The sequence below is a fragment of the Roseovarius nitratireducens genome (assembly GCF_002925845.1).
In the GTDB taxonomy this organism is placed as follows: domain Bacteria; phylum Pseudomonadota; class Alphaproteobacteria; order Rhodobacterales; family Rhodobacteraceae; genus Roseovarius; species Roseovarius nitratireducens.
This window is the reverse complement of record NZ_PDNI01000058.1, coordinates 320210-332462: the sequence shown is the minus strand read 5'-3', so window position 1 is coordinate 332462 and position 12253 is coordinate 320210. Positions and strand designations below refer to the sequence as shown.

The following is a 12253-nucleotide window of genomic DNA, read 5'->3' as shown; positions in this document are numbered from 1 at the left end:
GCGTCAATCCTTCGGCATGTCCATCATGGCGGTGAATTCCGCCTCGGCGGCCACTTCGCCCGCGACCGAGGCCACGCCCGCGAATTTCCAGACCTTGCCGCCCGCCTTGCCCCGCCGCGTCTCGACCTTGAGCTCCAGCACGTCGCCCGGCACCACCATGCGGCGGAACTTGGCCGTCTCGATGGCCATGAAATAGACCAGCATGTTGCGGTCCTCCAGACCCAGCGCACAGCCCACCATCACGGCCGCGGTCTGCGCCATCGCCTCGATGATGGTCACCCCCGGCATGATCGGGTGACCCGGGAAATGGCCCTGGAAATGCGGCTCGTTCATCGAGACGTTCTTGAGACCGCGCGCCGAGTTGAAGCCGTCGATATCGACCACGCGATCCACCAGCAGGAACGGGTAGCGATGCGGGATAATCCGCTGGATCAGATGGATATCCGCGGATTTCAGCGGCTCGCTCATGGCACGTCCTCTCAAAGTTGCGACGCGCTGTCCCTAGCAAGTGCGCCCGCGCGGGGCAAGCGCGGCGCACGGCTACTCCTGCGGCGCGTCTGACGGCTCGGGGCCCTCGCCGATGCGGGCGTCGATGCGCGAAACGGCGATATCGGTCACGTCAGCCACCTCGGCGCGCAGGATCACGCTGCGCACATCCAGCAGCGCCACCGCATCCGCCTCGTTCAGGATCTCGCCCAGAACCGGCTGCACCACCCGCATGAACTGCACCGGCGCGAGATCACGCTGCCGCTCGAGCTCGCGCGAGAGCCGCTCGCTCTCGCGGCGCAGTTGCGTCACCTTGGTATCGAACGCGTCGGCCATCTCGCGGAACTCGTCCGGCGGGGTGGTGGCGCGCAACTCCGTGAGCTTCTGCTCTTCGGCCTCGAGCTCGGCGGCCACGCGATCGTTGCGCGCGATCAGCGCGTCACGCTCGGCCTCGATCCCGGCCTGGAGCTTCTGGCCATAGGCGGTCTCCTCCAGCAGCCGCTCGATGTCGATCACAAGCACGTCGCTCTGCACGACGCCCAGTTGCTGCGCCCGCGCGGGTGCGTCGGCGCCCCCCCAGAACAGGGCCAGGAACGTTGCGAGAAAGAGCCCCGCGCGCATGATCAAAAGTCGGTGCGAACCGTCAGGTTGAAGCTCTGCTCGAAATCGCCCGGCTCCTTCTTGAGTGCGTTGGAGAAGTTCATCCGCAGCGGCCCGAAGGGCGAGCTCCAGAACACCGACAGGCCGATGACGTGGCGCGGCTCGAACCCGGTGGCGCTGAGCGTGCCAACCGCCGCGCTCTTGTTGTCGACGCCCCAGATTGCGCCGACATCGTAGAACGCGCCACCAGTGATACCGTATTCCTCCGGCAGACCGAGGGGGAATTCAGCCTCAAGCTTCAGCGCCGCGTAGTAGTCGCCGCCAAGATGCTCGTTGCCCTCGACCGGTCCCATCCCGTTGGGCTCGAACCCACGGATCACCTGGTCGTTGAAGCGGTTGAGGAATCGGCTGCTCTGCCCGCTGTTGAACTGGATCGCACCACCCTCGACGATGGCACGCAGCGTCACTTCCTCGTTGAGCACCGCAGTCTGTCCGACCAGCCGCAGGGTGGTCTTGATATACTCATTGTCCCCGCCGAGCCCAGCCAGCTCCTGCCCAAAGGACAGCAGGATCCCCGAGTTGGGGTCGAGACCGGTGCGGCGTGTGTCAAAGCTGTAATCATAGCCCACGGCACTGGTCCAAAGGTCGCCCTGATTGATCTCGTTCTGGAGAATGCCGCTGGTGCCGTTGTAGTCCGACATCTCCTCGTAGCGACCGTTGTAGAACAGGCCCAGACGTCCATTCTCGCCGGTGGGAAAGGTCAGGCTGGGGCGGAACACGCCGATGGCGGTATCGAACAGGGCGTTGTCGCTGTCGGTTTCCTGGAACGCGAAATCGAGCCCGAACGCCACGTCCCGCCCGAGAAAGGCGGGCTCGACGAAACCGATGTTGTAGTTGAGCGTGTCGCCGGTGCCCAGGATGTTGAAGTTGAGTTCCTGCCCCCGCCCGAGGAAATTGCGCTCGGACAGGCCGAATTGCAAACCCAGACCCGAATTGGTCGAGAAGCTGGCCCCGACCGACACAGAGCCGGTCGTGGTTTCCTCGACATCGGTCTCGATCACGACCTGGTCGGGGCGCGATCCCTCGCGCGCGTTGACATCGACATTCTCGAAGAAACGCAGCGCACGGATGCGCTCGGCCGCCTGCCGGATCGCGCGCGGATTGAACGGATCGCCCTCGGCGGTGTCGAACTGGCGCCGGATCACCCGGTCAAGCGTGGTGGTGTTGCCCTCGATATCAATACGCTCGACGAACACGCGCGGTCCCCGCTGGAGCACGAATTCAACGTCGAGCGTCAGCTCGCGGTCGTTGCGCGTCACCCGTGGCTCGACGCGCAGGAAATCCACACCCTGCTTGACGCCCAGCCGTTCCATCCGGGCGATGGCATTTTCGACCACGTTAGGTGAATAGACCACGCCGGAGCGCAGCTTGAGCGTGTCGTGATAAGGCTCGGTCTCCACGCCGTCATACTCGCTCACCGTCGTCACCTCGCCAAAGCGGAACTGCTGCCCCTCTTCAACGTTAAAGGTAACGAAATAGCCGTCGCGTTCGCGCGCCAGCTCGGCATTGACGCCGGTCACGCGGAAATCGACATAGCCCCGCGAATTGTAGAAGTCCGTCAGCACCTGCCGGTCAAAGCTTATCCGATCCTCTACGAAGGTATCCTTGCTGATGATCGCACGCAAAAGCCCCGCCTGCTTGCTCTCGATCACGCGGCGCAGGCGACGGTCGGAATAGACCCGGTTGCCGGCAAAGCCGATACGCTTGATCTCGATGGCGCCGCCCTCGAAAATCTCGAAAACGACGTCCACCCGGTTGTCGCTACGGCGGATCACCTTGGGCGTGACCCGCGCCGAGATGCGCCCGTTCTGGGCATAGGCCTCGGCGATGGTGGCGGCGTCGCGCTCGGCCTGCGCGGGGCTGAACACCTGCCGCGACCGGCTCTGGATAAAGCCCGACAGTTCCTCGTTCTTGAGCTTCCTGTTGCCCTCGAAGGCGATGCGGTTGATGGTCGGGAACTCGGTCACGCGAATGACGAGGCGGTTGCCCTGCGGATCGAGCTCGACGGTCTCGAACAGGCCTGTATCGAGAATGCGCTGATAGGCAGCGTTGAGCTCGCCCGCGCTCACCGTCCCGCCCCGCGCGATCTCGGCATAGGACAGTATCGTATCGCCCTCGATCCGCTGATTGCCCTCGATCGCCACCTCGGTAAAGCGGTATTCCTGGGCCTGACCCTGCGAGGCAAGCCCGACCATGGCGAGCGACAGCACCGCAATTAGGTGGAAAAGACCCTGCTTCAAAAAGGCGGCAAGCGGCCGTGCCGCGTCACAATCGCTCATCGGTCAAACCCAGTCAGACATCCCATTAACCGAAGTCACTACCCGGTCTGTCAGGGCTTGTCAAAATGCGAATGGCCGGGTCACAGCGTGCCGAGATATCCCGCCGCCATCAGTGCTGCGGCCAGCGTCGCGGCAAACAGCAACAGATCGGCATTGACGGCGACCAGCACGCTTGCGCCGCGATATGCGTCCCTGAGACTTGGCATGATCCGCTCCTTCGCGCATGATTCCGGACATTGCCGAGCTTGCCTGCCCGCAATGACGAATTTTTGCTCGAATCGTGGCAAGAATCGGGCGCGCGCACCGTGTCAGCGCGCCGCCATGAAGGCCGCAAGCCGCGCCAGCCCCTCCTCGATATCCGCGGTGGCGCGTGCATAGGAAAAGCGCAGCGTTCCCGCCCCGCGGCCGGGGTCGAAATCAAGCCCCGGTGTCACCGCCACACCCGCGCGTTCCAGGATCTCGGCGGCCAGCGCGCGGCTGTCATCGGTCAGGTGGCGCACGTCGGCATAGACGTAGAATGCACCGTCGGGTGGCGCGATCCGGTCAAAGCCCGCCTTGGGCAGCCCCTCCAGCATCAGTGCACGGTTGCGGGCATAGATCGCTCGGTTGGCCTCCAGCTCCTCGTGGCAGTCCATCGCCGCCAGCGCCGCGATCTGGCTGGCATGTGGCGGGCAGATAAAGAGATTCTGCGCCAGCCGTTCGATAGTTCGCACGTGATCCTCGGGCACCACCATCCAGCCGATGCGCCAGCCGGTCATCGAGAAATACTTGGAGAAGGAATTGATGACGTAACAGTCATCGGTGATCTCCAGCGCGCTCACCGCGCGGGCCTCGTAATGCAGGCCATGATAGATTTCGTCGCTGATGAATTGCCCCCCGGCCTGTTGCGTGGCGCCAATCAGCGCCGCCAGCCGGTCGCGGTCCAGCATCGTGCCCGATGGATTGCCCGGGCTCGCCACCAGCAGCCCTGCCAGATCGCGGCCCGCGAGGTCTCCGGGCACTGGTTGCAGGCGGTTTTCCGCCGACGTTTCGATATCGACGGGCACGAGGTCCAGCGCGCGCAGGATCTGGCGATAGCTTGGATAACCCGGAGCGCCGATTCCCACCCTGTCGCCCGCGTCGAAGAGCGCGGTGAAGGCGAGGATGAACGCCCCCGACGATCCCGGCGTGATGACCACGCGTGCCGGGTCGAGATCAACGCCATACCATTCGCCGTAATGCCGCGCGATGCGGGCGCGCAGCTCCGGCAGCCCCAGCGCCACTGTATAGCCGAGCGCGCCCGCCTCCATCGCCGCGGCCAGCGCCGCGCGCGCGCCTGCGGGGGCCGGGGTGCCGGGTTGCCCCACCTCCATGTGGATGATCCGCCGCCCCGCCTCTTCGGCACGGCGCGCGGCCTCCATGACGTCCATCACGATGAACGCATCGACCTTGGATCGGCGGGCACGGCGCATTACATTCCTCCTCGAACGGGTGCGGCACGCCTCCGTTTCACTGACAAAGGCAGGCAAGGTCAATGCAGCCAATCCGATTTATCGCCGCACTGCTGGTGCTGGTCATGACGCTCGCAGCCCCGGCGCGCGCCGTCACGCTGTTGCGCGATCCCGATATCGAGCACGGGCTGAAGATGTTGGCCGAACCGGTGCTGCGTGCCGCCGGGCTCAGCCCCGAGCGGGTGGATATCCTCGTGCTCGACGCTCCCAGCCTCAATGCCTTCGTCGTCGATGCCAATTCCATCTTCCTGCATTCCGGGCTGATCCTGCGGATGGACAACCCGGCTATGCTGCAATCGGTGATCGCCCACGAGGCCGCGCATATCTCCAACGGCCACCTGATGCGCCGCCCCGTCAACCTGCGCAACGCCCGCAACGCCGCCGCACTCGGCACGATCCTCGCGGGCATCGCGGGCGCCGCCGCGGGCAGCGGGGAATTCGCCGCCGGTGCGGCGGCGGGGATACAGGGCGCGGCGATGCGCAGCTTCTTCTCGCATACCCGCGCCGAGGAAAACGCCGCCGATACCAGCGGGATGCGCTATCTGAACAGCGCCGGCGTGAACCTCTCGGGCGCGGTGCAGGTGATGGATCTTTTCCGCGGACAGGAATCGCTGTCGCTGACGCGGCAGGACGCCTATGCGCGCACCCACCCATTATCGCGCGACCGGTTCCGCCGGGTGCGCGCGCTGGCCGAGGCGCAATCGGGCGAGGCCAGGCCCGACCGCAAGGCCGAATACTGGTTTGCCCGCACCAAGGGCAAGCTCTCGGCCTTCCAGCGCTCGCCGAAATGGACGCTGACGCGCGCGGGCGAATCGGGCTTCGAGGATGTGCGCCTGATGCGGGAGGCGGTGGCGTATCACCGCCGCTCTGATCTCGGTCGTGCACTGCCGGCCATCGACGCAGCCGTCGCGCGGCGGCCCGATGATCCCTACCTGCACGAGTTGCGCGGCCAGATCCTGATGGAAAGCCGCCGGATCAAGCCCGCGGTCGCCGCCTATGCCCGCGCCGCGAACCTCGCGCCACGCGACGCGCTCATCCTCGGCGCCTACGGGCGCGCGCTGCTTGCCGACGGGCAGGTGCAGCAGGCCGCCCGCCGGCTCGAAGAGGCCCGCGCCCGCGACGGGCGCGACATCCGCGTGCTGCGCGACCTCGCTCAGGCCGAGGCGCAGATGGGCAATCGCGGCATGGCCTCTGTTCTCACCGCCGAGCGTTATGCGATGGCAGGCCGTCTCAAAGATGCTAGGATACACGCCGAACGCGCCAGCGGCCTGCTGCCTCGGGGCTCGCCAGGCTGGCGGCGCGCACAAGACATCCTTGCGGCCGCGGACGCCGCCGAGAAACGGAGAAAGTGACAAAGTGACCCTACCCTACCGACTCGTGACCGCCGCCCTGCTCTCGCTCGGCATGTCCCTGCCCGCCCAAGCGCTGGACCTCGACAATCTGAGCAACGCCGACCGCGCGCTCCTGCGCAAGGAAATCCGCGCCTACCTGCTCGAGAACCCCGAAGTCATCATGGAGGCGGTGGCCGTTCTCGAGGAACGTCAGGCCACCGGTCAGGCAGAGGCGGATGTTCAACTCGTGCGCGCCAATGCCGAAGCGCTCTTCGACGCGCCCCATGACTGGGTCGGTGGCAACCCGGACGGCGACATCACACTGGTCGAGTTCATGGATTACAAATGCGGCTATTGCCGCCGGGCTTTCGAGGACGTGAAAAACCTCGTGAAAGAGGATGGCAACATCCGCTTCATCCTCAAGGAATTCCCGATTCTCGGCGAGGAATCGGTTGCCGCGTCGCGCTTTGCCATCGCCACGAAACAGGTGGCTGGCGACGACGCCTACAAATCCGTGCACGACGCGCTGATGACCTATAACGGCGCGATGAATGAGGCCGGGTTCACCCGCCTCGCCGACGCGCTCGGGCTCGACGCAAACGCCATCATCGCCGAGATGCAGAGCGACGCCGTGACCGAGGTGATCGCCGCCAACCACGCGCTCGGACAGCGCCTGCGCGTCAGCGGTACGCCCTCCTTCGTGATGGATGACCGGATGCTGCGCGGCTACCTGCCGCAGGACGCGATGCAGCAGGTCGCCGACGAAATCCGCGCGCAATAGGCCATGCCACACGCCTGGACCGGGGCGGCGCTATTGACCGTCGCCGCCGCCACCACCGCGGGCGCGCAGGACGTGCCCGCGACCTCGCGCAGCCCGCTGGGCGAGGCGATTCGCGCAGCGCTCATCGCAACGCCGGACCTGCTCTCTGGGCTAACCGCCACGCCACGCCCGCCGCTCGATCTCTACGGGGCCGAGATAGCCCGCGATCTCGACCTGCTCGCCCGCGCGGCGCCTCGCCTCTTCGATCCCGACGGGCCCGGTCTCGGCCCGGCGGACGCGCCAACCCGCATCGCCTTCTTCACCCGCGCCGACTGCGCCGACTGCGCCACGGCACAAGCGGAGTTGCAGGCGCTCGCCGCGCGGATGGGCTTTCGCGCCACGCTGTTCGACATGGACCGCGAGGTGACGCTCGCCCACGATCTCGGACTCGACACCGCCCCCTCCTACGTTATGCCCGACAGGATGCTGCGCGGCGCGATGCCCGCCATCGTGCTCGAACGCTACCTCGCCGAGTAGGCGCGCCTCAGCCGCCGATCACCGGCAGGTCCGCCCCCGCTAGCGGCGACAGCGCGCGGGCGGGCCCGTCGGTGATCGCGATCACCTCCTCGTGGACCATGATCCGCCCCGGCGCGGTGGCGATGACCGGCTCCAGCGTGATGACCATGTCGGGCAACAGCACCGTCTCATCGCCAGCCCGCAGCGACAGCCCCTCGGTGAGCTGCATCCCCAGGCCGTGACCAAGCCGCCCGTCTTCGACGCCCACAACATCGGCCATCGCGCGCCATACATCGCTGGCCCGCGCCCCGGGCCGCGCCGCCGCCAGCCCCGCTTGCGTGGCCTCGATCAGCCGCGCATGGGCCGCACGCTGCACCGGGCGCGCATGAGCGATCGCGAAATTCCGGTCGAAATCGCAGAAATACCCGTCGCACACCGCGCCCGTATCGAGCATCAGCACGTCCCCCGCCGCAAGCGGCCGCGCATCGGCCGGCGAGATCACGTCCGCATAGCCCTCCGGTCCCGCACCCCCGGCGAGGTAGGGCACCCAGTCGGCCCCCTCCTCCAGCAACAGCCGCTGGAAATCGCAAAACACCCGGTCGAGCGGTACGCCCGGCCCGGCGATCTCGCCCACCCGGTCAAAGGCCCGCCCGGCAATGGCACAGATGCGCGCGATCCGGTCAATCTCCGCCGCCGACTTCACCGCCCGCAGCCCCGCCACGATCCCGTGATCATCGGTGAACTCCAGCTTGCTCACCGCCTTGAGCCGCGCGAAATCGCCCAAAGGCATCCGCAAATGGCTCTCCGGCCCCGAGGGCACCCCCACCGGCCCGCCGATCTCTCGCAAGGCATCGGCCAGAAGCGGCACGCCATCGCCCGCGGGCGATGGCCAGGTGCGGATATCGGCGATCCATGTGCGCGCCATCAGCGCCGCGCCGATTTCCGGGATCACCGCCACCGGATCGCCCGAGGCAGGGATCACGAGAAACCAGTCCCGGCTCGGGCTCTCCCAGAACCGGGTGAGAAACCCGCTGAAATAGCGGAATTCCGGCTCGGTTGTCAGCAGCAGCGCCCCCAGCCCCGCCTCTGCCATGTCCGCCTGCGCCCGTGCCAGCCGCGCGCGATACTCGGGCTCTCCAAAACCGCTCACGCCTCGGGCTCCTCGCTGATGATGGCCAGCGCCCGCGTCTCGGGCCCCAGCCCCATCGCCATCAGCGCGGCCACCCCCGCCGCCCCCGATTCCGTCGTCGCCATGCCCCTTTCGGCCAGCGCGGGCAGCACGCGCGCCGCCTCGTCCTCGGTCACGGTGACAAAGGCGTCGGCATCCCGCGCCAGCCCCTTCAGCGCGATGAACGACGGCGCCTTGCAATCGAGCCGCCCCATGGCCGAGACCGGGCCCTCCGTCTCCACCGGCCGCCCCGCGCGGATGCTCTCGATCAGCGCGGGCGCGACTTCCGGCTCCACCACCACGATCCGCGGGCCATCCCCCCAGACCGCCCGGACATGCGCAGCCACCGCCGCCGCCAGCCCGCCGACCCCGGCCTGCAACGCGATCACGTCGAAGGGCGCGGGCGATTGCGCGGTGATCTCGGCGGCCATCGCGAGGTATCCCTCCATCAGCCGGTGCGGCAGCGCCATGTATCCCGGCCACGAACTGTCGGACAAAAGCGTGCCGTCGCCCGCTGCGGCCGCCGCCTCCGCCGCCGCCATGCTGCCCGCATAATCCACCCCGGCGCGCACCACCTCCGCGCCCTTGCCCCGCAGCCGCGCGGCAAAGCTCTCGGGCACCGTCTCGGCCAGGTAGACCACCGCCCGCGCGCCAAAGACGCGCGCACCCGCGGCCACAGACAGCCCGTGATTGCCCGCGCTAGCGGTGACGTATGACCGCCCTTCCAGCGCGCGGCCCATATCCCCTGCCCCCGTGGCCGCGGCGTCGCAGGCGATCACGTAGGCCGCCCCCAGCGCCTTGAAGCTGCCCAGCCCCATGCGCCCGCGCTCGTCCTTGACCCACAGGTCCGGGCCCGATCCCGGCATCGCCACCAGCGGCGTCTCTGCCGCCGCCGGACAGCGCGCCAGCAACCCCTGCACCGCCGCCGCATCCGTGCTCGGCCACGGTGCGCCCGCCAGCACGTCCTCCGGCAGGCCCTGCCCCCGCCACGGATTTTCCAGCATCTCCATCCTGCCCTCCCGGCCCCGCATCCCGACAGGCAAGGCGATCCGCAGGGCAAGGTCAAGCGCCCTGTCTTCTTCTTGGGCCAAATACCCCATCCGCCGCGCACCGCTCGCACCCTCCGGCATGGCCCCTTTCCCCCGGCCCGCCGATCGCATAAACAGGCGCGCAAAGCGCCAGCCGAGGGGACACCACGCCGATGCAAGAGCCCGATATCACGCCCGAACTGATCGCCGCCCACGGCCTCAAGTCAGAGGAATACGACCGCATCCTCGAAATTCTCGGGCGCGACCCCTCCTTCACCGAAATGGGCATCTTCTCGGCCATGTGGAACGAACACTGTTCCTACAAATCCTCCAAGAAATGGCTGCGCACCCTGCCCACCTCCGGGCCACAGGTAATCTGCGGACCGGGCGAGAACGCGGGCGTGGTGGATATCGGCGACGGGCAGGCCGTGGTGTTCAAGATGGAGAGCCACAACCACCCCTCCTATATCGAACCCTACCAGGGTGCTGCGACCGGCGTGGGTGGCATCCTGCGCGACGTCTTCACCATGGGCGCGCGCCCCGTTGCGGCGATGAATTCATTGAGCTTCGGCTCCCCCGACCACCCGAAAACCCGCCAGCTCGTGCATGGCGTGGTCGAGGGGATCGGCGGCTACGGCAACTGCTTCGGCGTGCCCACGGTGGGCGGCGAAGTGCGCTTTGATCCCGCCTATGACGGCAACTGCCTCGTCAACGCCTTCGCCGCCGGATTGGCCGACGCGGACGCGATCTTCTACTCGGCGGCCTCCGGCGTTGGCATGCCGGTGGTCTATCTCGGGGCCAAGACCGGCCGCGACGGCGTCGGCGGCGCGACCATGGCCTCGGCAGAGTTCGACGAAAGCATCGAGGAAAAGCGCCCCACCGTGCAGGTGGGCGACCCCTTCACCGAAAAGCGCCTGATGGAGGCCTGCCTCGAGCTGATGGCCACCGGCGCGGTGATCTCGATCCAGGACATGGGGGCGGCAGGCCTCACCTGCTCGGCGGTGGAGATGGGCGACAAGGGGCGTCTCGGCATCCGCCTCGACCTCGACCGCGTGCCGCAGCGCGAGGACGCCATGACCGCCTACGAGATGATGCTGTCCGAGAGCCAGGAGCGCATGCTCATGGTGCTGCGACCCGAGAAAGAGACAGAGGCCCGCGCCGTGTTCGAGAAATGGGATCTCGATTTCGCGATCGTCGGCGAGACGATCGCCGAGGATCGCTTTCTCATCCTGCACGGCAACAGCATCAAGGCCGATCTGCCGCTCTCGACGCTCGCCTCCTCGGCGCCGGAATACGACCGCCCCTTCACCGAGGCAGAGCCCCCTGCCCCGCTCGACCCCGACAGCGTCCCGGCGCTCGATCCCATCGACGGGCTCAAGGCGCTGATCGGCTCGGTCAATTACTGCGCGCGGCAATGGGTCTACGAGCAATACGATACGATGGTGATGGCCGACACGGTGCGCACGCCCGGCCTCGGCGCGGGCGTGATCCGCGTCCACGGCACAGAAAAGCTGCTCGCCTTCACCTCCGACGTCACCCCCCGTTACGTCGCCGCCAACCCCGAAGAGGGCGGCAAACAGGCAGTGGCCGAGGCGTACCGCAACCTCACGGCCCTGGGCGCCGTGCCGCTCGCCAGCACCGACAACCTCAATTTCGGCAACCCCGAGAAACCCGCGATCATGGGTCAGTTCGTCGGCGCCATCCGCGGCATCGGTGCCGCCTGCGCAGCACTCGACATGCCCATCGTGTCGGGCAACGTCTCGCTCTACAACGAGACCGACGGCACCGCGATCCTGCCCACCCCCACCATCGGCGCGGTGGGCCTGATCCGCGATCCCGACACGGCCATCCTCGGCCAGGCGCGCGAGGGCCATGTGGCGCTCGTGCTGGGCGAGACGCATGGCCATCTCGGGCAATCGGCGATCCTCTCGGAAGTGTTCAACCGCACCGAGGGCGACGCGCCCCCCGTCGATCTTGAGGCCGAGCGCCGCCACGGCGATTTCATCCGCGACAACCACGCCCTCATCAAGGCCTGCACAGACCTCTCCGATGGCGGGCTCGCGCTCGCCGCCTTCGAGATGGCCGAGGCGGCAGGCGTGGGCGTCCTTCTCGACGCCGACGACATGGGCACGCTCTTCGGCGAGGACCAGGGCCGCTACCTGATCGCCTGCAATTTCGACCAGGCCGAGGGGCTGATGATCGCGGCCGGCAAGGCAAGCGTGCCACTCACGAGCGTGGGCCGGTTCACTGGCGACACCGTGCGCATGGGCCGGGTCGAGGCGCCGCTTACCGAGCTTTCAGCGCTCTACCGCGGCACCTTTGGCACGGTTTTCGGGTAGGGCCGGGACGCCCCTGAGCCCGGGTGACGGGAAATGCGCGCACCCCGAGATTTCGGGATTGACGGCGGCGCGCAGCTTGCCTATCCAGCCGCTCACGCGGTTGTAGCTCAGTTGGTTAGAGTGCCGGCCTGTCACGCCGGAGGTCGCGGGTTCGAGCCCCGTCAACCGCGCCACTCTTTATCCCGTTTGGATGATG

11 protein-coding genes and 1 tRNA gene are annotated in these 12253 nt (G+C 67.4%); 5 read left to right on the top strand and 7 right to left on the bottom strand.

Annotation, left to right across the window (positions count from 1 at the left end):
- Window positions 1–3: 3 nt before the first annotated feature.
- The 5 genes from fabZ to CRJ03_RS11655 all read right to left on the bottom strand — a co-directional run bounded on the left by fabZ (window position 4) and on the right by CRJ03_RS11655 (window position 4876).
- A complete protein-coding gene (fabZ, locus tag CRJ03_RS11670) occupies window positions 4–468 on the bottom strand; it encodes a 3-hydroxyacyl-ACP dehydratase FabZ (RefSeq protein WP_104019031.1) in 465 nt (154 codons plus the stop codon).
- A 72-nt stretch (window positions 469–540) separates the two neighbouring features.
- On the bottom strand, window positions 541–1107 hold the full coding sequence (locus CRJ03_RS11665; protein ID WP_104019030.1) for an OmpH/Skp family outer membrane protein: 567 nt from the start codon (window positions 1105–1107) through the stop codon (window positions 541–543).
- Window positions 1108–1109: 2 nt separating this feature from the next.
- On the bottom strand, window positions 1110–3425 hold the full coding sequence (gene bamA / locus CRJ03_RS11660) for an outer membrane protein assembly factor BamA (RefSeq protein ID WP_104019029.1): 2316 nt from the start codon (window positions 3423–3425) through the stop codon (window positions 1110–1112).
- Between the two features lie 80 nt (window positions 3426–3505).
- Complete coding sequence (locus tag CRJ03_RS20470; protein WP_276308229.1) at window positions 3506–3631, bottom strand: hypothetical protein; 126 nt, start codon at window positions 3629–3631, stop codon at window positions 3506–3508.
- A 102-nt stretch (window positions 3632–3733) separates the two neighbouring features.
- The gene (locus CRJ03_RS11655; RefSeq protein ID WP_104019028.1) at window positions 3734–4876 is read right to left on the bottom strand and encodes a pyridoxal phosphate-dependent aminotransferase; all 1143 of its coding nucleotides are present in this window, start codon (window positions 4874–4876) and stop codon (window positions 3734–3736) included.
- A gap of 62 nt (window positions 4877–4938) precedes the next feature.
- On the opposite strand from CRJ03_RS11655, the gene CRJ03_RS11650 reads away from it, so the two are divergent.
- Genes CRJ03_RS11650 through CRJ03_RS11640 form a run of 3 tightly spaced genes read left to right on the top strand, consistent with a single transcriptional unit; the run spans window position 4939 to window position 7543 of the window.
- Window positions 4939–6267 carry a M48 family metalloprotease gene (locus tag CRJ03_RS11650; protein ID WP_104019027.1) on the top strand — a complete coding sequence of 443 codons (1329 nt, stop codon included), beginning with the start codon at window positions 4939–4941 and terminating at the stop codon, window positions 6265–6267.
- A gap of 4 nt (window positions 6268–6271) precedes the next feature.
- Complete coding sequence (locus CRJ03_RS11645) at window positions 6272–7027, top strand: DsbA family protein (RefSeq protein WP_439126639.1); 756 nt, start codon at window positions 6272–6274, stop codon at window positions 7025–7027.
- Between the two features lie 3 nt (window positions 7028–7030).
- Complete coding sequence (locus tag CRJ03_RS11640; RefSeq protein WP_104019026.1) at window positions 7031–7543, top strand: hypothetical protein; 513 nt, start codon at window positions 7031–7033, stop codon at window positions 7541–7543.
- A gap of 7 nt (window positions 7544–7550) precedes the next feature.
- Here the strand turns inward: CRJ03_RS11640 and CRJ03_RS11635 are convergent, their stop codons facing one another.
- Together CRJ03_RS11635 and CRJ03_RS11630 are read right to left on the bottom strand one after the other, a co-directional pair.
- Window positions 7551–8672 (bottom strand): M24 family metallopeptidase, encoded by a 1122-nt coding sequence (locus CRJ03_RS11635; protein ID WP_104019025.1) that lies wholly within the window; start codon window positions 8670–8672, stop codon window positions 7551–7553.
- Window positions 8669–9700 (bottom strand): pyridoxal-phosphate dependent enzyme, encoded by a 1032-nt coding sequence (locus tag CRJ03_RS11630; RefSeq protein ID WP_104019189.1) that lies wholly within the window; start codon window positions 9698–9700, stop codon window positions 8669–8671. Before CRJ03_RS11630 ends, CRJ03_RS11635 begins: the two co-directional genes overlap by 4 nt.
- Window positions 9701–9891: 191 nt before the next feature.
- Here CRJ03_RS11630 and purL point away from each other — a divergent pair, with 191 nt between their 5' ends.
- Together purL and CRJ03_RS11620 are read left to right on the top strand one after the other, a co-directional pair.
- The gene (gene purL, locus CRJ03_RS11625; RefSeq protein ID WP_104019024.1) at window positions 9892–12057 is read left to right on the top strand and encodes a phosphoribosylformylglycinamidine synthase subunit PurL; all 2166 of its coding nucleotides are present in this window, start codon (window positions 9892–9894) and stop codon (window positions 12055–12057) included.
- Between the two features lie 96 nt (window positions 12058–12153).
- Window positions 12154–12230, top strand: a tRNA-Asp gene (locus CRJ03_RS11620).
- The last annotated feature ends 23 nt before the right edge of the window (window positions 12231–12253 follow it).